This is a genomic window from Brachybacterium paraconglomeratum, from assembly GCF_039541415.1.
Classification (GTDB): Bacteria; Actinomycetota; Actinomycetes; order Actinomycetales; family Dermabacteraceae; genus Brachybacterium; species Brachybacterium paraconglomeratum_A.
This window is the reverse complement of record NZ_BAABGE010000002.1, coordinates 800,202-821,678: the sequence shown is the minus strand read 5'-3', so window position 1 is coordinate 821,678 and position 21,477 is coordinate 800,202. Positions and strand designations below refer to the sequence as shown.

The following is a 21,477-nucleotide window of genomic DNA, read 5'->3' as shown; positions in this document are numbered from 1 at the left end:
CTACGATTCGGACATGATCATCGCCGGTCGCATACTCCTGCTCGTCGTGTCGTTCGTCCTGTTCGGGTGGGCGCTGGCCCTGTTCGTCACGGGAGGCACGACACGGGTCATGCTGGAGGAACGCATCGATTCGGAGCATTTCACGGCGGTGATCGCGGAGATCAAGTGTGGATCTGTGGCCGAAGGATTGAACTCCCACGTCATCTACGACGTCATCGATACCGTGGACGGCGAAGAGGCCGGAGCGGTCAGCGGCCCCACGGGGAGCGGCAATGAGCTCCTGATCGGGCAGTCCTGCGAGTCGTTCCGGAGCGCGCGGTCGACGGGGATCACCTTGCTCGCGGCCCCCACGATCGTTGCCGGTGTGGGCGGGTTCGCGCTGTCGTCTCGACGGAAGTAGGCGACCGCCTCACCCCACCCCGAAGCAGCGCCTCCGCGGCCACGCACCCCTCCGTCGTAGGCTCGTCCCATGAGCATCGCGATCAAGCCCGCCGAGTCCGTGAACACCGCCCCCGTCGTCGCCCTCGGGCTGGTCGGAGGCTGGCTGACCGCCCGCGAGACCGGGATCCGTCCCCTGGGCGGCGTGGTGCTCGCCGCCGCCGGGCTCTACGCCGGGCGTACCTGGCTGGCCCGTCGCGGCCCCGCCACCACCGCTGTGCTCGGCGCGACCTACGTGGTCGGCTTCGGGCTCTCCCACCCGCTGGCCAAGAAGATCGGCCCGTGGCCGGCGGTGCTCACCGTCACCGCCGCAGCCGCCGGTGCCGCCGTACTGCTCTCCGACGCCGCGTACAGCGGATGGCTCCCCGCCGCGCCTGACGCCGACGCCTGAGCTCGCGCCCAAGCCCAGGCCCAGGCCCAGGCCCAAGCCCAAGCCCAAGCCCAAGCCCAAGCTTCCCCCGCCCCGCCCCGCCCCGCCCCGCCGATCCCCTCCCAACTGTCGTTGCGCCGCCCCGCGAACGACAGCTCAGAGGGGATGGCTCACCGCTCGCGCATCCATCCCCTCTGAGCTGTCGTCCGACCACCCTTGTGGCGACAGCTGAGAGGGGATGCCAGGTTCGGGGCGGGGTTTGGGGGGGGGAGCTGATGCCCGACTCAGGATGAGGGCTGGGCGAGCTGATGGGAGGCTCGCGATGCGGGAACAGAATCGGTCACGGCTTCGGTCGCGCTTCAGAGGAATGCGCTTAACAGGTTTCTATCGTTGAGATAGTTGACTAAGCTAAGCCTTCGGTCCGAACGTCGGGCCCTCACGATCCCCCGAGGTTCTCTCCCCCATGCTCGGCACCATGCGCCGTCTCTGGCAGACGGTCCGTCCGATCCGCTTCCGCCTCTATCTGGGCCTGCTCAGCGCCATGACCGCGTCAATCGTGGCGCTCATGATCCCCCAGGTCCTCGAGTACATCGTCAATCGGCTCGGCGCCGACGCGACCTCCGCCGTCATCTGGACCGGTGGCGCGATCGTGCTGGCCCTCGGCATCGTCGAAGCCTCCCTGATCTGGATGCGCCGCACCTTCGCGGTCGCCCCCTCGACCACCGTCGAGAAGCAGATCCGGGTGGATTTCTACCGCAAGGTCCAGAACCTGCCGGTCACCTTCCATGACGGATGGGGCTCCGGCCAGCTGCTCTCGCGCATGCTCAGCGACATCAACCAGATCCGCCGCTGGATCGCCTTCGGCATGATCATGGCCGTGACCAGCATGGTCACCGTCGTGGTGGGCATGGGCCTGCTGGTGCGCTCCTCTCCGATCCTCGCGCTGATCTTCTTCTGCGCCGCGGTGCCGGTGACGGTGATCGCGTACCGCTTCAACCGCTCCTACTCCGTCCTCTCCCGCCTCTCTCAGGATCAGAACGGTGACCTCGCCACCACCATCGAGCAGTCCGTGCAGGGCATCCGCGTGCTCAAGGCCTTCGGCCGCGGCCCCACGGCCCTCGAGGGCTTCACCGAGCAGGCCGAGGAGCTGCGCCGCACCGAGGTGCTCAAGGCGACCGCGATCGCCCGCTTCGACATGTTCATGTTCATGCTGCCGGAGCTCGCCCTCGGCGTGGCCCTGCTGGTGGGCCTGCACCTGACGGCCTCGGGCTCGATCTCCACCGGCCAGCTGGCCTCCTACTTCGCGACCGCCACCCTGGTGGTGGGCCCGGTGCGGATGCTCGGCATGCTGCTGGGCCAGGCGGTCAACGCGACCACCGCCCTGGACCGCCACTACGAGGTGATGGACTCCGCCGAGGCCATCACCTCCCCCGCCTCTCCGAAGCGCATCGACCCCGCCGCCGCCACCGGCACGGTGCGCTTCGAGGGTGTCCACTTCCGCTACGAAGACGCCCCGGACCACATGTCCGACGTGATCAACGGAGTGGATCTCCAGATCCGCCCGGGCGAGACGATGGCCCTGGTGGGCGTGACCGGCAGCGGAAAGTCCACCCTGCTGCAGCTGGTGCCGCGCTTGTATGACGTCACCGCCGGCGCCATCACGATCGACGGCATCGACATCCGCGAGCTGGACCTGATCAGCCTGCGCACCCTCACCGCAGTCGCCTTCGAGGACGCCACCCTGTTCTCCGACTCGGTGCGCGAGAACGTGCTGCTCGGCGCAGATCAGTCGCTCACCGCAGAACAGGCCGAGGACCTGCTCCACCTCGCTCTGCGCACCGCGGATGCCACCTATGCGTACGAGCTGCCCGAGGGCGTGGACACCCGCATCGGCGAAGAGGGCATGAGCCTCTCCGGCGGCCAGCGCCAGCGCCTGGCCCTGGCCCGTGCGATCGCCGCCCGCCCCGCCGTGCTGCTGCTGGATGATCCGCTCTCCGCTCTGGACACCAAGACGGAGGAGACCGTCACCGAGCGCCTGCGAGAGGTGCTCAGCGGAACCACCACGCTGATCGTCGCCCACCGCAGCTCGACCGTGGCCCTTGCGGACAGGGTCGCCCTGCTCGACGGCGGCCGGGTGGTCGCCGTCGGCACCCATCACGAGCTGATGGCCACTTCCGCCCGCTACCGCTGGGTGATCGCCAACCAGGCCGAGGAACGCCGCCGCGACCAGGACATCGAGACCCTCACCGGCGAGCTCGAGCTCCGCGCGATCCAGGAGGAGGGCCGATGAGCGCCCCCGCAATGAAGAACCAGCGCCCGGACCAGAACGACCCCGAGCACCAGACCTTCAACGACGCCGAGAACACCGCTTCGCGGAAGCGCTCCTTCGCCCTGCTCGGCGAGCTGATCTCCCCCGTCAAGGGCCAGTTCGTGGGGATGGCCATCATGGTCGTCTTCGCGCAGCTCGCCGTGGTGGCCGGCCCAGCGATCATCGCCTGGGGCATCGACCACGGCCTGCCATCCCTGGTGGCCGGGGACTCCGGCCCCGCGTTCCAGGCCGCGGCGCTGGCCGTCGGCGCCGCGATCGTGGGCGGCGTGCTCACCTACGGGTACGTGCGCCAGTCCGTCGTCGTCGGCCAGAAGATGCTGCTCGCGCTGCGCCGGAAGGTCTTCCGCTTCACCCAGAAGCAGGACCTCGAGTTCCACGAGTCCTACACCTCGGGCCGGATCGTCTCCCGCCAGACCTCCGACATGGAGGCGCTGCGCGAGCTGCTCGACTCCGGCGTGAACGTCATGGTGGGCGCCTCGTTGTCGATGGTGTTCACGATCGTGCTGATCGTGACCATGGACCCGGTGACCGGCCTAGTGATGCTGCTGATGCTGATCCCCTGCGTGCTGCTGACGATCTGGTTCCAGAAGCGCTCCCGCATCGAGTACCGGGCGATCCGCACCCATTCGGCGCGGCTGATCGTGCACTTCGTCGAGGCGATGGCCGGGATTCGCGCCGTCAAGGCCTTCCGCAAGGAGGAGCGCAACCAGGCTGAGTTCGACACCCTCGCCCAGGACTACCGTGACGCCTCGATGCGCTCGATCAACGTGTTCGGCATCTACCAGCCCGCCCTGCGCGTGCTCGCCAATGTGACCATCGCCGCGGTGCTGGTGGTGGGTGGATTCCGGGTGATGTCCGACGATCTGCAGGTGGGTGTGCTGGTGGCGCTGGTGCTGTACTCACGGCGCTTCTTCCAGCCGGTGGACGAGATCGCGAACTTCTACAACGCCTTCCAGTCTGCGGTGGCCGCGCTCGAGAAGATCGCGAACCTCCTCGCGGTGCAGCCCCACGTGAAGGAGTCCGAGACCCCCACCCCGCTGCTCGCCGCGAGCGGCCAGGTGGACTTCGAGGACGTCTCCTTCCGGTACAGCGAGGATGGCCCGCTGGTCCTGCAGCCGATGGACCTGCACATCCCCGCTGGGCAGACGGTCGCCCTGGTGGGCCAGACCGGCGCCGGCAAGTCCACCGTCGCGAAGCTCATCTCCCGCTTCTACGACGCGACCGACGGCAGCGTGCGCCTGGACGGGGTGGACCTGCGGGACATCTCCATGGCGGATCTGACCCGTAACATCGTGATGGTCACCCAAGAGGCGTACCTGTTCTCCGGCACCGTCGCGGACAACATCGCGCTCGGCAAGCCCGGCGCGAGCCGGGAGGAGATCGAGGCGGCCGCCCGGGCGATCGGCGCGGACTCCTTCATCGAGTCCCTCCCCTACGGCTACGACACCGACGTGAACAAGCGCGGCGGCCGGGTCAGCGCAGGTCAGCGGCAGCTGATCTCCTTCGCCCGCGCCTTCCTCGCCGATCCGCGGGTGCTGATCCTCGATGAGGCCACCAGCTCGCTGGACATCCCCTCGGAGCGGATGGTGCAGGAGGGGCTGACGAAGCTGCTCGGGCATCGCACCTCGCTGATCATCGCCCACCGCCTGACCACCGTGATGATCGCGGACCGGGTGCTGGTGGTGCACGGCGGTGAGGTCGTCGAGGACGGCTCCCCGACCGAGCTGGTCGCCGCGGGCGGCCGCTTCGCCGCGCTCTACCAGGCGTGGCAGGACTCGATGTGAGCTTCGTGAGTCGCGGTCGCCGTCCCCGGGGATGGCCGCCGCGACCTCACGCCCCGAGCATCGCCCGCAGCGGTTCGCCCACGCCCTCGACCTGAACCGGCACGCTCGGTCGACGGAAGGACTCGGGAGTCACCAGGAACCGCTGCTCGAGCACGACCCGGCCGGGGAGGGTGGGCATCTGGGTGCCGTTGTCGACGTACCCGCAGGCGCGGGAGACGCCGAAGGAGGCGTCGTTCCCGACCGCGGCGGAGGACTCCGCGCGCGTCGCCCCGAGGTGGTCGAAGGCGAGGACCAGCATCGCCTGGCGCATCAGCGTGCCGTAGCCATTGCCGTGGGCATCGAGCGTGAGCCAGGAGCCGGAGGTGACGGTGCGCCGCTCGGCGAAGCGCACCGCCGAGACGTCCTGGCAGCCGATCAGTCGGCCACCGGCCCAGATCCCGAGCGGCAGGGTCCAGCCCTCGGGCGAGATGCCGCTGCGCAGCCGCCACTGGAAGCTCAGCGCGTTCCGCACACGCACCTCGGGCTGCTCCTGGTACCACCAGAACATCGCCGGCGAGTTCGGATCCTCGAAGATCGGCCGACGCAGCAGTGCGGCGTATTCCGGCAGGTCCGCATCGGCGAGCGGGCGCAGGGTGAGATCGCCGGCGCGCAGCACGAGGCCGAAGGGCGGATGGAGGGCCGTGAGATCGGGGAAGTCCGGGAAGTCCGTCATCGGCACAGGATAGGGGCCCCGCAGCGAGCTGGCCTCCGACTTTTCGTCAGCAGCCTCCGCGCTCGCACCCGCACCCCGTACCCCGTGCTCCGTACCCCGTACTCCGTACTCCGTAGGCTCCCTAGGCTGTCCCCATGACCATCGATGCGCTGCTGACCGGTTTCGCCCCCTTCGGCGGTGCGGCGGTGAACGAGTCCTGGGAAGCGGTGCGCCTGGCCGCACCGCAGCTGCGCTCGAGCGGCCTCACGGTGGAGACCCTCGAGCTCCCGGTCGAGTTCGGCCGCGCGGGCGAGCTGCTCGCCGCGGCGGTGCGCGAGCATCGCCCGTCGCTGGCGATCGCCGTCGGCCTCGCCGCGGGGCGCAGCGGCATCACCCCGGAACGGGTCGCGGTCAACGTGCGCGATGCCCGGATCCCGGACAACGCCGGAGCGAGCCCGGTGGACGAGCCGGTGGTGGCAGGAGGACCGGTCGGGTACTTCTCCACACTGCCGATCAAGGCGCTTGTCGCGGCCCTCGCGACCGCCGGCATCCCGGGATCGGTCTCGCAGACGGCCGGCACCTACGTGTGCAATGACGTCTTCTACGCGCTCCAGCATCTGCTCGCGACCGACCCGGAGCTTGCAGAGACCCGAGGCGGCTTCATCCATGTCCCGGCAGTCGATGTGCTCGACGCTCCCAGCACGGCGCGGGCACTCACACGGATGGTCGGGGTCGCACTGCGTACGGATGTCGACGACCGCCTCACGGGCGGCGCCGAGCACTGAACCCGACGGCCTGTCAAGGCAGGCGGAGACTGGGGAGCAAACCCGTGCCTGGAGTGTGCACAACTCCGTGCCAGGCCCGAGCGATTGTGGGAAAAGGCCTCCGCTGCGTCCTCCCCAAAGGGTTATCCACAACGTTTTCCACAGGCGTGGACGAATGACAGACATGTAGTTCCGCAGGTACGCGAGACGTGCCGGGCGTGTCGCGTCGCGCCGAGCGACTCGGGAACGCCCTCCACCCTCGCGTTCGAGGAGCTCCCGCACAGCGCAGATTTCCCACCATTCCTGCAGGTCAAGGAGTCAGCAGGAAATATGGGATGACACACTCTCTTCGCCTCAAGAGACGTTTCTGCAGGCTGCAGGCTCTTGGCGGCGACGGCCACCATGTGGGAAAGTCTGGACGATCCTGCGCTGTCCCCACCGGCCGTCCACACCCGAAGGACGGTTATCCACAGCAAGCTCCAGTAATCCCCAGTCGTCCGCAGAGTTATCCCCATCTCCGTCCACATCTGGGGAAAACCACACTGCTGTAGTTCATCGACGGAGTCTCGCGACGGCTTGATCCGTGATACTGCGTCTCGATCGAGCGATGCTGTCCGGATCGAAGCACCGGCGCCGCCGGAGTCGGCAGGTTGCCGGGGCCGACGGGGATGACGGGCCGACCGACCGACGGGCCTGACGGGGATGACGGGCCGACGGAGCTGATGGGGCTGATGGGGCTGACGGGTCAACGGGTCAACGGGTCAACGGGTCAACGGGGCTGAGCGCACATGCGAAACGGCCGGAGCAGCTCCTTCGCCGCTCCAGCCCGTCGTCGTCCTCAGCTCCGTGCCCCTGCCGGGCGCTTCACCTCAGAGCGACATCACCGTCAGCGTCTTCACGACGATCAGCACCACGCACAGCACCGTCGCGGCAGCGACCACTGCCGAGTGCACCAGCGCGGAATGGCGGGCCAGAGCCTGGCGGTCCGCTCCGGGCGTCGCCTTGGGGCGCAGCGCGAACATTCCTGCGGTGACCGCGGCGCCGAGCACCAGACCGCCCAGGTGCCCCTGCCAGGAGATGTTGGGGATGGTGAAGGTGATGACGAGGTTCAGGGCGATCAGCACCAGGATCTGCGCCGATTGCCTGCCCATCCGACGGTTGACGATGAACATCGCCGCGAACAGGCCGAACACGCCGCCGCTGGCCCCGAGGGTGCCGGTGTACCAGGCCTGGCCGAGCGGGTCGGCGAGCAGGTAGACGGCGGTGTGCCCGCCGAGCACCGAGACCAGGTAGACCGCGGAGAAGCGGACGAGGCCGAGGGTCCGCTCGAGGTACTGTCCCACGATCCACAGCGCGTACATGTTCAGCGCCAGGTGCAGGATGCCGCCGTGCAGGAAGCCCGCGGTGAAGAAGGTCCACGGCATGAAGACCGCGCGGAAGGGGGCGAAGATCCCCAGCTGCTCCACGATCTGCGGGGCGAGCATCTGCCCGAGGTAGACCAGCACGTTCAGGCCGATCAGCGTGTAGGTGACGTACGGGGGCCGGTTCCCCATGCCTCCGCCCATCGCGTTGCGGGGGCGGGTCGAGGCCTGCTCGCGGGACAGCTCGCGCTCGCAGTCCACGCAGAGCACGCCCACCGGGGTGGGTCGCTGGCAGTCCGGGCAGGCCGGGCGCTCGCAGCGCTTGCAGCGCACGTAGCTCACCCGGTCGGGGTGGCGGGGACAGACCGGCTGGGCCTGCGGGTCCGGAGTGTCCTCGGCGCTGTAGCCGTAGCTGGGTCGTTCCATGGGGGCCATTCCATCACGCCCACCTGGAGTGCGGCCGAGTGAACCGCTCACGATCCCGTCTCGGCCAGCCCGGCGGTCAGGCAGTCGTGTAGGGGAAGGCGGCGAAGAGCTTCTCGAAGCGGCCGCGCTGTGGGTCGCTGAGGGGTCGCTGCTCGTCCAGGACGAGCTTCCGCTTCCCGGCCGCTCCCTTGCGGGACCAGACGCCCACCACCTCGCCGCGGCGCACGGCAGCTCGCTTGAACACCCCGTTGTTGCCGGGCACCAGGGCGTGGTGACGCTCCTGGTCCATGAGGAAGAGGCGGTCGCGGTAGCCGAGCACGAGCTCGTCGAAGCCGGGCAGCAGCAGCTCCCGCATGGTCTCCTTCTCCGCAGCGGCGTACTCCTCGGCCAGGCCCGGACGCCACCACAGCGTCTCGCCGTCGCCCCCGCGGGCGCCGTCGGATGTGGCGTGCAGGCGCCCGTCCCGGTCCGCGTACCCGCTCTCGAGATGCTCGCCGAGCAACGGCATCGCTGCGCGGATCTTCCCCAGCGGCAGCTTCGACCACCACGCGAAGTCCCGCTCCCCCGCGGGCCCGTGGGTGAGGAAGTAGCGCCGGGCGAGCTCGGCGACGGCAGCTGCCTCCTCGCCGTTGAAGGCTCCCTCCAGGTCGGTGCCCGCAGGCAGCCAGGACCTCGCGAGCACCACAGCCGTCTCCCCCTCCCGCCAGGGCCCATAGGCCGCGATCCCGAAGGAGATCAGCTCGCTGAGCAGGTGATAGCCGCGCCCCTGGCCGGTGCTGATCCCAGCAGCCTCCCACGCTTCCAGCAGCTCCCTGCGCAGCACCCCGCGACCGATGCCCGGCGTGGAATGCTCCTCGGCGATCTCCTCGAGCACCGCCTGGGCCCGTTCGAGGTGGTGCTCCTCGAGCTCGAGCTGCCCGCGGCGGGAGATCGCCGCTCGCAGAGGGCCGGCCGCGCAGAGCTCGGTGAGCCAGGCCAGGGAATCGGCGGCGACGGCGAAGACGGTGCCGCGCATCGGATAGCCGCGCACGATCTCGCCCCGGTCGAAGGCGGCGAGCACCCCGGCGAGGTCGCCGTCGGTGCGCAGGGCGAGGGAAGCGATCACCCCGGCGAGGTCCTGGCCCTGGTGGGCGCCGAAGTCGCGGGCCACCTCCACGGGACCCTCCCAGCGAAGAGATCCGACCAGGCCCTGGGCGAGGATCCGGGCTCCGGCGAGGTGTCGCTGCGTCATAGCGCGAGCGTAACGGCCGCTGCCGGGTGGAGCCGGGGATCCATCGAATGGTTGATCCCCTCGCGCGGCATGCTCCATAGCGTGGAGAGCAACCCACCCGGGACCATCACATGGCCGCCACCAGCGGTCTTCTCTCGAAGGAACCTCAGTGCCCGCTCCCACCTCATTCCCGCACCGGCATCGGGTCGGCGACCCTGCCGCGACCGTTCCGGCGGCCGCAGCCGACTCCGCAGCTGTATCCGGCGCACCCGCCGGCCGCGGTGGCCGCGTCGCCGCCCGGATCTCCTCCCTGCTGACCGGTCGTCGTTCCGCCTGGGCGGTGCTCGCCGTCTTCGTGGTGCTGCTGCTGGCCGTGATGGGCGGGATGCGCGGCGCCGGTCCGGCCGCGGGGATGGACGCGCTGCCGGAGAGCTCCGAGTCCTCGCGCGCCGCGGCGATCGCCGAGACCATGGAGGGCAGCCGCTACCAGCCGGTGTTCGCCGTGGTCACCCGGGCTGACGGCACGGCCCTGACCACCGAGGACGCCGCCGCCGTCGAGACCCTGCGCACCGACCTCGCCGAGGTCTCCGGACGCGAGGCGATCGGGCCCATGCCGGCCGAGGACGGTGAGGCGGACCTGGTCATGACGACCGTCGACTCCCAGGCCGACAAGGAGACGATCGACGCGATGATCGGGGACCTCCGCGCCGCGGCCGAGGACGCCGTCCCCGCGGAGCTGAGCGTCTCCGTCACCGGCGGACCCGCCGTCGGCTCCGACATCCGCGGCGCCTTCGCCGGGGCGAACTTCACGCTGCTCGCGGTGACCATCGCCGTGGTCGCCGTGCTGCTCCTGCTCACCTACCGCTCCCCCGTGCTGTGGCTGGTGCCGCTCGCCGTGGTCGCGCTGGCCGACGGCGCCGCCGGCGCCGTGACCAGCACCCTCGGCGAGCAGTTCTCCCTCGCCTTCGACACCGGCGTGATCAGCGTGCTCGTGTTCGGCGCGGGCACCAACTACGCCCTGCTGCTGATCTCCCGCTACCGCGAGGAGCTGCACAGCCACACCGATCACCGAGTCGCCCTGCGCACCGCCTGGGTCCGCACAGCCCCGGCGATCATCGCCTCGAACATCACCGTGGTGCTGGCGCTGATGACCCTGCTGGCCGCCGTCATGCCCGCCACCCGCGGGCTGGGGATCGCCGCCGCAGCGGGCCTGCTCATCGCCCTGATCGCCGTGCTGTTCCCGCTCCCCGCGCTGCTGGCCGTCGTGGGCCGGAAGGTGTTCTGGCCCTTCGTCCCGAAGCCCGAGGGCGCAGAGGGCACTCAGAGCGCACGACGCACGGCCGTCCGTCGTGACGATGCCGAGCACGTGCCGTTCGCGAAGGTCGCCCGCACCGTCACCCGACGTCCGGCGATCGCCGCTGTGGTCTCCGTGGCGCTGATGGCCGTCCTGGCCACCGGCCTGATCGGCACCCGCGTGGGCCTCGCACAGGATGAGCAGTTCGCCTCCGCGAACGAGTCCTCCACCGGCTTCGCCGTGATGGCGGAGCACTACGGCGCCGGGGAGAGCGCCCCGCACCAGATCGTGGTGCGCGAGGCCGCAGCGGAGACGGCGATCGAGACTGCCGAGTCCGTGCCCGGCATCGACCGCGCCTCGCTCAGCGGCACCACGCCAGAGGGTTGGGCCGTGCTCTCCGCCGTCGGCACCGCGCAGCCGGAATCCCCGGCCGCGATCGACGAGGCCGAGGGGCTCCGCAACTCGTTGCACTCCCTCGCCGGTGCCGACGCCCTGGTGGGCGGCACCACGGCGAGCGCCATGGATGTGCGCACCGACTCCACCCGCGACCTGCTGGTGGTGGCCCCGATGATCCTCGCCGTGGTGCTGCTGGTCCTGATGGTGCTGCTGCGGGCGGTCGTCGCGCCGCTGGTGCTGCTGACCGTGAACGTCGCCAGCGCCGTCGCCGCGATCGGACTGGGCCTGTGGGCCGGCCGGCTGCTGCTGGACATCCCGGCGCTGGACGTGACAGTGCCGCTGCTGGCCTTCCTGTTCCTGGTGGCGCTCGGCGTGGACTACACGATCTTCCTGGTCCACCGCGCCCGGCTGGAGGCCGCGACGCACGGCACCACGCAGGGCATGGTGCGGGCCGTCGGCTCCACCGGGGTGGTCATCACCAGCGCGGGCGTGGTGCTCGCGGCGGTGTTCGCAGCGCTCGGGGTGCTGCCGCTGGTGGTGCTCGGCCAGCTGGGACTGATCGTGGGCCTCGGCGTGCTGCTGGACACCCTGCTGGTGCGCACCGTACTGGTGCCGGCGCTGTTCGCCCTGGTCGGGGACCGCATGTGGTGGCCCACCCGCCCCGTCGGCTGATTTACGGGCCGACGAAAGCACCTATCTGACTTAGCTAAGGCTTACATTCCTGCAGGTCAGCGTAGCCTTACCTTGCTTGATTGGACTGAGTCCAAACAATTAGCATGAGGTCATGACGCTCATCGACTCGCCTTCGCAGACCACGCCTCCGCAGGCACCCCCGCACGCTTCCGCGCCCGCAGCACCTGCCGCACCCGCAGACGCCGGCCGCGCCCCCTCGGCGCACGAGCAGCAGCGCACCGCCCGCTCGGAGCAGGTGAACCGGCTGCGCGCGGGAGTCCTCGGCGCGAATGACGGCATCGTCTCCGTCGCCGGCCTCGCCGTGGGTGTCGCCGGCGCCACCGCGGACATCACCTGGCTGCTGATCTCCGGTCTCGCCGCACTGGTCGCCGGCGCCCTGTCGATGGCGATGGGCGAGTACGTCTCTGTCTCCACCCAGCGCGACACCGACAATGCGCTCATCTCCCGCACCCGTGAGGATCTGGCCGCGCAGCCCGAGCGTGAGCACGACCTCCTGGTCGACGCCCTGTCCGAGAGCGGGATCCCGAACGACGTGGTGGAGTCCGTCGCCGATTCGCTCGAGCGGCACGACGCCCTGGACGCCCACACCCGGTTCCGTCACGGGGTGGAGGGCGACGCGGTGGTCTCCCCCTGGGGCGCCGCGATCACGTCGCTCGTCTCCTTCGCGATCGGCGGCGTGATCCCGCTGGTGGCGATCCTGGCCTCCCCGGCGCTCTGGCGCCTGCCGGTCACGATGGGCGCCGTCGTGCTCGCCCTCGCCCTGTTGGGAGTGGTCAGCGCGCGGCTCGGCCAGGCACAGGCCGGCCGAGCGACGCTCCGCACGATCGCTGGCGGGCTGCTCGCGCTCCTGGTCACCTACGGGATCGGTGCGGCGCTGGGCACCATGATCGGTTGAGGCTGAAGCACCGGCCTGGACAGGACACTGCAGGGCGGCAGGCTCAGGCGCAGGTGACGGTGATCGTGAAGGCGGTGGTGCTGCCCCGGCCGGAGGGGTCGTTCACCGTGCCGGCCCCGTCGATCGTATAGGTGTCCCCGTCGATGCTCGCGCCGGTCTTCGGCACGCCGGGCCCGCGGGCGCTGGCCGGGGAGTAGAGCAGCGTCGTGCCGTCCGGGAGCGAGATGTGCACGATCCGCACCTCGGGCTCATCCGGCGGCCCGCCGACGATCGCGCTGATCCCGGTGGCGCGGCTGGGATTGGCCGGGTCGATGTCCCCGATCCGCAGATGCATGCTGTCCTCGGCCTGCTCGCAGACCACGTCATCATCCTCGAGCTCGATCGCATGCCCACCGAGCGTCGCCTCCCACGTCCCGCCGCTCGACCCGTCGGACCCATCACGAACGCCGCCGACGCCGCCGCATCCGGCCAGGGCCAGGACTGCGACGACGCCGACGGCGCTGAGGGTGAGCGAGCGCTGCAGAGCGCCCATCAGATCACTTCTCGATGGTCACCGAGTTGATGACGACGTCCTCGAGGGGACGGTCGCGCATATCGGTCTTGACGCCCTCGATCGCGTCGACGACCTTCTTGGAGTCCTCGTCGGCGACCTGTCCGAAGACGGTGTGCTTGCCCTGCAGGTGCGGGGTGGGGCCGACGGTGATGAAGAACTGCGAACCGTTGGTGCCCGAGGGCTGGCCGGTCAGCGCGTTGCGGCGCTTGCCGGCGTTGGCCATCGCGAGGACATAGGGCTCGTTGAAGTTCTTCTCCGAGATCTCGTCATCGAAGTTGTAGCCGGGACCGCCGGTGCCGGTGCCCAGCGGGTCGCCGCCCTGCAGCATGAAGCCGGAGATGATGCGGTGGAAGATGACGCCGTCGTAGAACGGACGGGTGACCTTCTCGCCGGTCTCCGGATCGGAGAACTCCTTGGTGCCCTCTGCGAGGCCCACGAAGTTCTCGACGGTCTTGGGGGCGTGGTTCGGGAACAGCTCCATGCGGATGTCCCCGTGCGTGGTGTGAAGAGTTGCAAACATGGCGACATCCTCCCACATGGGGGCGGGCGCGCGGGTGCCTGGTCACGCGGGTGCCCCCGGCTCCCGACCGACTGGACGGGAGCCGTGCACCCCTGCTTCTTCACATCTGCTGTGAGCGTGCATACTCGCTCGCGTTAGAGTTGAGCCACACGGGTTCGTGACAGCCACCGGCTGTCCGGGCCCAGGGACCACCGTCGGCCCGACCCGACGGATTCGACCGAAAGGGGAACCCCATGGCGCTGAACACCAAGCGGGAAGCCAAGAAGGCTAAGAAGCACGCCGCGAAGACTGCCGTTGCCGCAGGCGCGAGCAGCCAGAACGCCCAGAAGGCCGTCGAGGAGCTGCAGAAGCTCGCCGCCCAGGTGGGACCCGTGGTGTCCGAGGGTGCTCGCGAGGCCCGCAGCCGTGCCACCGAGCTGTACGGCCAGTACGCTCCCGAGGCCCAGCAGAAGCTACGCGAGCAGTCGGACAAGCTCCGCGACCAGGGCGAGAAGTTCTCGCAGAACCTCGGCCCGCGTGCGGACAAGATCCGCCACGACGTGCAGGACGACTACCTCCCGCGCGCCCGCAGGACGGCGGAGACCACCGGCACCGTCCTGCGCTCAGCTGTCGACGCCGCTCGCAAGGAGCTCGACAAGGGTCAGGGCAGCATCCGCTCGGCCGTCCTCGAGCCGACGCCGCAGCCCAAGAAGAGCCGTGCCGGCAAGGTCCTGCTCATCCTGGGCCTGGCCGCCGCGGGTGCCGCTGCCGGCTACGTCGTCTGGCAGAAGACCCGTCCGGTCGAGGATCCGTGGGCACCGCCCGCCGATTTCGCCCGTGCGCACTACCCGGCATCGGGCGCGGACGAGTCCGACTCCTCGACCGTCTCCGACACCGTCGGCTCGGCCGACGCCGGCGATGTCGCCTCCGCCCTCAAGGGCGAGGATCGCTCCTCCGACGTGACGCCCAAGGAGATCAAGGTCGATTCCGACCTCGACGCCTCTGCGGCCGACGACGAGAAGCGCGGCAGCCACCGCGGCGACTCCTGAGTCCGGACTCCTGAGTCCGCGCCTCGGCGCACCGCGGAGCATTCCGTGAATGACAGCGCGGCGATCCCGTCTCCGGACGGTGATCGCCGCGCTGTCGTCATGTCCGGGCCTGTCGAGATGGCTGGGCCTGTCGAGCCCGGGAGCCCCGCTGCCGGGCTCCTCACCCCGCGCCTGAGATTGACGCCGGTGGCGGACGGCGACCTCGAAGACCTCTTCGCACTGCATGCCGATCCTCGCGCCTTCGCCGAGGACTCCACCGACCCGCTCAGCGATCGCGACCAGATGCGGTGGGTGCTCACGCAATGGATCGAAGGCTGGGAGAGCCACGGGCGGGGATACCTCTCGGTGCGAGCGCGGGCCTCCGCGCAAGATCGGAACACTGCACAGGATCGGAACGCTGCACACGATCAGGGCTCCGCGCGGGCCCGCGCGGGCGGCAGCACGCTCCGCGCCTCCCCTGCGGCGCCGTCCGGGCTGCTCGGCGTGGTCGGGCTCGCCGTGCTCGAATCCGCGGGGCAGTCGCTGCTCAGCGCCTACTGGCGCCTGGATCCCGCAGCGACCGGACGCGGCGTGGCCAGCGAGGCGATGAGCGCCGTGCTCACCGATCCCCGCTGCGGCCCGAGGGGCCGGGAGGTGGTCGCGGTGACCGCCGCCAGCAACCTCCCCTCACGCTCGCTCGCCGCGCGGCTGGGCTTCCATCCCGCTCCCGCCCAGCGGCCGGTACCCGGTGGCCGCGAGGGGGATGTGCTGCTGGTGCGGCCCGCTTCCTAGACTGTCGTGCATGTCTGCTGCCCCGACCTCGCCCGGCGCGGGCCGTTATGCCCCCTCCCCCAGCGGCGACCTGCACCTGGGGAATCTGCGCACCGCGATCCTCGCGTGGGTGCTCGCCCGCCGCACCGGCCGTGCCTTCCACCTGCGGGTGGAGGATCTGGACCGGGTGCGCGAGGGCTCCGTGCCGCGCCAGCTCGAGGACCTCGCGGCGCTGGGCCTGGACTGGGACGGCGAGGTGGTGCGCCAGTCCGAGCGCGGCGCGGCCTACGAGCAGGCCATCGCCCGGCTCGAGGCGCAGTCGCTGGTGTTCGAGTGCTACTGCACGCGGCGGGAGATCCTCGAGGCACCGAGCGCACCGCATGCTCCGCCCGGCGCCTACCCCGGCACCTGCCGGAACCTCTCCCCCGCGACCCGCGAGCAGGGACGCCAGCGGATGCGGGAGCTGCGCCGTGAACCCGCGCTGCGCCTGCGCGCCGAGGCGCCCGAGTGGCAGGTCCACGATCTCTGGGCCGGCGAGGTGACCGGGACGGTCGATGACCTGGTGCTGCGACGCGGAGATGGAGTGGTCGCCTACAACCTCGCCGTGGTGGTCGATGATGCCGCGGCCGGGGTGGACCAGGTGGTCCGGGCGGATGACCTGCTCAGCTCCGCCCCCCGCCAGGCCTGCCTCGCCCACCTCCTGGGCCTGCCGGAGCCGGGCTACGCTCACGTCCCCCTCGCGGTGAACAGCGACGGGGCCCGGCTCGCCAAGCGCGACGGGGCAGTGACTCTGAGGGATCGGTATGCGCAGGGAGAGAGCGTCGCGGAGGTGGTCGGCCGGATCGGTCACTCGCTGGGGCTTGCCGACTGCCGCACCGCGGCCGACGTGCTCGAGCGCTGGGATCCGGCGACGCTGCCGCGCGAGCCGTGGACGGTGCAGCTGCCGGGCTGAGCGGTGCGGTGCGGTGCAGGGCGGCGCGGTGCGACGCGGTGCGGCGCAGGGCGGTGCGGCGCGGGCGGCGCGGTGTGGCGCGGGTAGCGCAGGTGGTGCGGCGTGGCGCGGGTAGCGCAGGTGGTGCGGCGTGGCGCGGGTAGCGCAGGTGGTGCGGCGTGGCGCAGGGTGGCGCAGGGTGGCGCAGGGCGGCGAGCCACGTCGAGTACGGGCGCTGGAGAGCACGCTCTGGCCATATTTCCGGAGCGTGCTCTCTATCGCCACTACTCGACAGCGACCACCCCCTCGAGCGCCATCCGAGGCCTCGGCACTCGGACCCGGCCCCGCGTCCGACCGGGATCCCGGCTCACGCCCACAGCCACGCCGACGCCCACAGCCACATCCAGGCCCACGTCCGAGCCCGAGCCCGAGCCCGAGCCCAAGCCCAAGCCCAAGCCCGGACATTGCCCGACGCTTCCTCCACAGTCCCAGTTCTCCACAGCGGGTGCCGCCGCGCCCCATCGCGGGCGACATCCCTCTGTACTGCATCCATGAGGACTCGCGGGGTGGCCCATCGCTCAGAGCTGAGCAGTCTCGGCATCACGGACAAAGACCGACGCCGGATGCTCCGGCGCGGGGAGATGACCCGGGCCGGCACGTTCTACGTCACCGCCGAGGCACCGGCGAACCTGCTCCCTCTGCTGGGCAAGGGCGTGCGTCCCACCTGCCTCACCGCGGCAGCGCTCCATGAGCTGTGGACTCCGCTCCACTCCGACACCCACATCTACCGGCCTCGCGGGGTGGTCGCGGGCGCACTCGAGAAGGACTGGATCGAGCACGGGGTCGGGCTCCGGGGCTGGCCAGATGCTCTGCCCTTCGCAGACATTGCTCTGACCCTTGACCACGCTGCCCGATGCCTGCCCATCCGTGACGCGGCGATCCTGTTCGAATCAGCGGTGCACCGCAGGAAGATCTCGCTGCATGTGGCACTGCAGATCATCGAAGGACTGCCGCAGCGGATCCGCACGCCGCTCCGTCGCATCGACCCCCGTGCGGAGTCCGGCACGGAGACGGCGGTGCGATGGTGGCTCGAGTCGTTACGGGTGCCGGTCACGCCTCAGGTGCAGATTCCCGGGGTCGGCCGTGTGGACCTGCAGGTCGGTCGGAGCTGGGTCATCGAGTGCGACAGCGTCAGATACCACGACAACCCGGAGCAGTACCACGAGGACCGTCGTCGCGACCTGCTCTTGAGATCGCGCCGGTACACCGTCACCCGACTGACCTGGGAGCAGGTGTTCCTCCAGGAAGAAGACACGAGGCGGGAACTGCTCCGCTGCATCCAACGCCGAGACCATCGACGCCGCCTGCCCCACTGATTCTGCAAGCTCTGCCGAGCCGGGCGACATCGCTGACATCGCTGACATCGCCGACTCTGCTCACCTCTCCCCGGGCGACGGGCTCCAGCTCGGCCGTGACCGCCTCGTCCCACCCGCCCCCACCCATTCCCGCCCGTCCTCACCCTTTCCCCCCCGTTCCCAACCTTTCCCGCCCGTTCCCACGCCGCAGATGGTCGAGTACGGGCGCTAGGGAACACGCTCTGGCCATATTTCCGGAGCGTGCTCTCTATCGCCAGTACTCGACGCCACCCCACCAGAGCGAGCCCCTGTCGCCAGTACTCGACGGCCCTGACCGGAGCATGCCCCTGTCGCCAGTACTCGCCCCCACCACACTGGAGCGAGCCCCTTGTCGCCAGAACTCGACGCCACGACGCCGGAGCCTGCCCCTGCGCCGCCCGCGCTCTGCGCCCCCACCGGGCCGGCGTCTCCTCCACCACATTTATTACTTATCAGTGACACATCTCGATACACGGATGTATCGTCGCCGCCGTGATGCGATTCCTCCATGCACTTCTCGCCGCCCTGGCCGCCCTGCCCGGCGCCGCGCTCCGCGCCGTCTCGGCCAGCGCGGGCTTCGTCGGGAACGCGGCGAGCGCCGCGGCCCAGGGCATCGGCCAGACCCTCGGCGCGCTCGGACGCGGCACCGCCACCGTCGGCCGCGGGGCGCTCGCCCTTCTGCCGGGTGAGTGGAAGAAGCCGATCGCGGCGCTGTTCGTGGTGGGGCTGGCGCTGGTCCCGGTCATCTACTCCGGCACCATGACCTGGTCCTTCCGCGACCCCAGCGGCAGCCTCGAGCAGATCACCGCCGCGGTGGTGGACGAGGACGAGGGCGCGACCACCACCACGACCGACGGCGAGCAGACCCAGCTCGACGTGGGCGCGGAGTTCACCGACACCCTGCTCGAGATGGACAAGGAGACGGTGTTCCACTTCGTGAAGGTCTCCCCCGACGAGGCGCAGCGCGGTCTGGCGGACGGCACCTACGGGGCGAGCATCGCGATCCCCTCCGACTTCTCCGCCCATGTCGCCTCCCTCGGCGGCGACGCTGAGCAGGCGGCGCCCGCCCTGCTCACGGTCACCACGAACGACTCGGTGAACTATGTGGGCGGCAACTTCACCAAATCCGTCGGCACAGCGCTCACGGAGGCCCTGCGCGCGAGCGTGCTCGAGGAATACCTCGGGAACATCTACGTGGGGTTCACGAGCATCCATGACGGAGTGGCCGAGGCCGCAGAGGGTGCGGAGGAGCTCGCCGACGGCGCCGGCGATCTCCATGACGGCACCGGCGAGCTGGTCTCCGGCAGCAGCACCCTGGCCGAGGGCACCGGGGATCTCGCCGCGGGCGCGGAGGAGCTGAGCACCGGCGCCACCACGCTCCATGCGGGCGAGCTCGACCTGGTGGTGGGCCTGGACCAGCTCAACACCGGCGCGGGCACCCTGGAGCAGGGCGCGCAGGAGCTGAACGGCGGGGCCGGGCGACTCAGCCGCGGCCTGGTCGCCCTCGACGAGAACGGGCAGCCGCTGCGCACCGGTGCCCGGAGCCTCGCCGACGGCACCACTCAGCTCGCCACCGGCGCCTCCGACCTCGCCGGCGGAGCGGGCCAGGTCGCCGACGGCACCCAGCAGCTCGACGAGACAGTCGGCGCGGCCCGGCAGCGGGTCCAGGAGCTGGGCGTGGATGAGCAGAGCGTCCAGCGCACCAGCGAGGACCTGATCACCGCGATCGACACCCTCGAAGGGGCGGCCACGGATCTGCCCGGGCGCCTGAAGACCCCGGTGACCGACGCCGGCACTCTCTCCGGCGCGGCCACCACCGTCGATGAGACCGCCGACGGTCTGGACGAGTCCGCGCAGACCCTCGCCCGTGACGCCGAGGACCGCACCACCGACGCCCGCACCCTGCAGGACGGCGCGGCCACGATCGGCGAGGACGCCACCGCGCTGGACACCGAGGTGCAGACCACGCAGCAGGCCACGGGCACCGCCGCAGAGAGCGCCGGCACCTCCGAGCAGAGCACCCGCGACTACACCGAAGCAGTGGATGATCTCGCCGCCCGCTGCGCGGACTCCGGCGCCGACGCCGCCTTCTGCGAGGAGCTCACCGGGATCACAGACTCCTCCTCCGCCGTGCGCGAGGACGCCTCCACCTCCCTGGAGGACGCCGGCGAGGCGGACCGCACCGCCGCCACCGCGGCCGAGACCTCGAGCACCTTCGCGGGCGACACCTCCGGCATGACCGAGGCGGCGGATTCCCTGGTGCCCTATCTCGAGGGCCTCACCACCACCACCTCCACGCTGGCAGAGGGCACCGCCACCCTCACCGACGCCACCGGCCCCCTGGCCGAGGGCGCCACCTCCCTCGACCGGGACCTGACGACCCTGCGGAACGATGCCGTCACCGCTGCACCCTCCCCGGACCAGAGATCCGACGCCTCCCAGCTGGCCGGCGATCTCTCCGAGCAGGCCCGCACGGCCGCCGCCGCCCTGCCGGAGGCCTACTCCGCGCTCGAGCAGGGAGCCGAGGACGTGCACCGCCTGAACACCGGCGCTCAAGAGGTCTCCAGCGGCGCCGAACGTCTCGCCGCCGCCTCCGGAACTGCGAGCAGCGGCGCCGAGAGCCTCGCCAGCGGGGTCACCGGCTACACCGACGGGGTGGGCACCGCGCGCTCCGGGGCGGAGCAGCTCAGCGGCGGCACCGAGGAGCTCGCAGGCGGCGCCTCTCAGCTGGCCGACGGCGCCTCCGAGGCAGAGACCGGTGCGCGCCGTCTCGCCGATGGTGCCGGCGAGCTCGAGGCCGGCGCACAGACGCTGGCCGACGGCGCGGGGCGCGCTGACCAGGGCGCCGACGACCTCGCGGACGGAGCGGTGACGCTCGACGACGGTGCCGGGCAGCTCGCCGACGGCTCCACCGAGCTACGCGACGGGCTGGACGAGGCGGAGGAGCAGGTCCCGACCTATTCCGACGCCGAGGGTGAGCAGCTCTCGGAGATTGCCGCGGATCCGGTGCAGATGAGCTTCGAGCGCGCGAACGGCCTGGACCGCTTCGGGGAGGGGCTCACGCCGCTGTTCCTGTCGATCAGCCTCTGGGTGGGTGGCATGGCGATCTTCCTGATGATGCCGCCGTTCTCCGAGCGGGCCGCGACCCGGGGCGCCGGACCGCTGGGGCTGCTGGCCGGTGGCCTGGTGCCTGCGCTCCTGCTGGGCCTGGTGCAGACCGCGATCGCGGTGGGGACGCTGCATCTGGCCGTCGGTATCGAGATGGCGAATCTGCCGCTGGTGCTGGGGATCGCGGCCCTGACCTCAGCGGTGTTCGTGGCGCTGAACCACGGCTTCGGGGCGCTGTTCGGCCCGGTCGGGAAGTTCGTGGCGCTGGTGCTGATCGCGCTGCAGATCTCGGGCGCGGGCGGCACCTATCCGACCCCGACCCTGCCGAAGTTCTTCCAGGTCATCCATCCGTATCTGCCGATGACCCATGCCGTGGACGCCTTCCGCGGTGCGATCGGCGGCGGCTGGATCGACCCTGCCGGTGATCTGCAGTGGCTCATCGGCTGGCTGATCCTCGGGCTCGCGCTGGGGCTGGCCGGGGCGCTGGTGCGCCACCGCCGTGTCCTCAGCGAGGGCACGACGGCGTAATTGCGTCGCGGTGG

General features: G+C 70.7%; 17 protein-coding genes. 12 read left to right on the top strand and 5 right to left on the bottom strand.

Annotation, left to right across the window (positions count from 1 at the left end; all coding sequences use genetic code 11):
• Positions 1-13: 13 nt before the first annotated feature.
• From ABD893_RS03580 to ABD893_RS03565, 4 genes are all read left to right on the top strand, one after another.
• The gene (locus tag ABD893_RS03580; RefSeq protein WP_345076165.1) at positions 14-400 is read left to right on the top strand and encodes a hypothetical protein; all 387 of its coding nucleotides are present in this window, start codon (positions 14-16) and stop codon (positions 398-400) included.
• 69 nt (positions 401-469) lie between these two features.
• Positions 470-829, top strand: a complete 360-nt coding sequence (locus ABD893_RS03575; RefSeq protein WP_345076164.1) for a hypothetical protein — start codon at positions 470-472, stop codon at positions 827-829.
• A gap of 442 nt (positions 830-1,271) precedes the next feature.
• Complete coding sequence (locus ABD893_RS03570; RefSeq protein ID WP_345076163.1) at positions 1,272-3,098, top strand: ABC transporter ATP-binding protein; 1,827 nt, start codon at positions 1,272-1,274, stop codon at positions 3,096-3,098.
• Entirely contained in the window at positions 3,095-4,921 is a 1,827-nt protein-coding gene (locus ABD893_RS03565; protein ID WP_425548330.1) for an ABC transporter ATP-binding protein, read from the top strand. Before ABD893_RS03570 ends, ABD893_RS03565 begins: the two co-directional genes overlap by 4 nt.
• A gap of 46 nt (positions 4,922-4,967) precedes the next feature.
• Here ABD893_RS03565 and ABD893_RS03560 read toward each other — a convergent pair whose 3' ends face one another.
• Positions 4,968-5,633, bottom strand: a complete 666-nt coding sequence (locus tag ABD893_RS03560; protein WP_345076162.1) for a GNAT family N-acetyltransferase — start codon at positions 5,631-5,633, stop codon at positions 4,968-4,970.
• A gap of 134 nt (positions 5,634-5,767) precedes the next feature.
• Here ABD893_RS03560 and ABD893_RS03555 point away from each other — a divergent pair, with 134 nt between their 5' ends.
• Complete coding sequence (locus ABD893_RS03555; RefSeq protein ID WP_345076161.1) at positions 5,768-6,397, top strand: pyroglutamyl-peptidase I; 630 nt, start codon at positions 5,768-5,770, stop codon at positions 6,395-6,397.
• A gap of 848 nt (positions 6,398-7,245) precedes the next feature.
• Here ABD893_RS03555 and ABD893_RS03550 read toward each other — a convergent pair.
• Together ABD893_RS03550 and ABD893_RS03545 are read right to left on the bottom strand one after the other, a co-directional pair.
• Positions 7,246-8,163 carry a rhomboid family intramembrane serine protease gene (locus tag ABD893_RS03550; protein WP_345076160.1) on the bottom strand — a complete coding sequence of 306 codons (918 nt, stop codon included), beginning with the start codon at positions 8,161-8,163 and terminating at the stop codon, positions 7,246-7,248.
• 76 nt (positions 8,164-8,239) lie between these two features.
• Positions 8,240-9,394, bottom strand: coding sequence for a DNA glycosylase AlkZ-like family protein (locus ABD893_RS03545; RefSeq protein ID WP_345076159.1), 1,155 nt, complete (start codon positions 9,392-9,394; stop codon positions 8,240-8,242).
• Between the two features lie 148 nt (positions 9,395-9,542).
• Here ABD893_RS03545 and ABD893_RS03540 point away from each other — a divergent pair, with 148 nt between their 5' ends.
• Together ABD893_RS03540 and ABD893_RS03535 are read left to right on the top strand one after the other, a co-directional pair.
• Entirely contained in the window at positions 9,543-11,735 is a 2,193-nt protein-coding gene (locus tag ABD893_RS03540) for an MMPL family transporter (protein WP_345076158.1), read from the top strand.
• 112 nt (positions 11,736-11,847) lie between these two features.
• Positions 11,848-12,651: a VIT1/CCC1 transporter family protein gene (locus tag ABD893_RS03535; RefSeq protein ID WP_345076157.1), complete on the top strand. Its 804-nt coding sequence runs from the start codon at positions 11,848-11,850 to the stop codon at positions 12,649-12,651.
• Between the two features lie 43 nt (positions 12,652-12,694).
• Here ABD893_RS03535 and ABD893_RS03530 read toward each other — a convergent pair whose 3' ends face one another.
• Both ABD893_RS03530 and ABD893_RS03525 read right to left on the bottom strand, forming a co-directional pair.
• Entirely contained in the window at positions 12,695-13,183 is a 489-nt protein-coding gene (locus ABD893_RS03530) for a lipoprotein LpqH (RefSeq protein ID WP_345076156.1), read from the bottom strand.
• Positions 13,184-13,187: 4 nt separating this feature from the next.
• Entirely contained in the window at positions 13,188-13,724 is a 537-nt protein-coding gene (locus tag ABD893_RS03525) for a peptidylprolyl isomerase (protein WP_345076155.1), read from the bottom strand.
• Positions 13,725-13,957: 233 nt separating this feature from the next.
• On the opposite strand from ABD893_RS03525, the gene ABD893_RS03520 reads away from it, so the two are divergent.
• From ABD893_RS03520 to ABD893_RS03500, 5 genes are all read left to right on the top strand, one after another.
• A complete protein-coding gene (locus ABD893_RS03520; RefSeq protein ID WP_345076154.1) occupies positions 13,958-14,752 on the top strand; it encodes a hypothetical protein in 795 nt (264 codons plus the stop codon).
• A gap of 45 nt (positions 14,753-14,797) precedes the next feature.
• Entirely contained in the window at positions 14,798-15,523 is a 726-nt protein-coding gene (locus ABD893_RS03515) for a GNAT family N-acetyltransferase (RefSeq protein WP_345076153.1), read from the top strand.
• Between the two features lie 10 nt (positions 15,524-15,533).
• Positions 15,534-16,454 carry a tRNA glutamyl-Q(34) synthetase GluQRS gene (gene gluQRS, locus ABD893_RS03510; RefSeq protein ID WP_345076152.1) on the top strand — a complete coding sequence of 307 codons (921 nt, stop codon included), beginning with the start codon at positions 15,534-15,536 and terminating at the stop codon, positions 16,452-16,454.
• Positions 16,455-16,999: 545 nt separating this feature from the next.
• Positions 17,000-17,809, top strand: a complete 810-nt coding sequence (locus tag ABD893_RS03505; protein WP_345076151.1) for a hypothetical protein — start codon at positions 17,000-17,002, stop codon at positions 17,807-17,809.
• Between the two features lie 513 nt (positions 17,810-18,322).
• On the top strand, positions 18,323-21,463 hold the full coding sequence (locus ABD893_RS03500; RefSeq protein ID WP_345076247.1) for a YhgE/Pip family protein: 3,141 nt from the start codon (positions 18,323-18,325) through the stop codon (positions 21,461-21,463).
• Positions 21,464-21,477 lie beyond the last annotated feature (14 nt).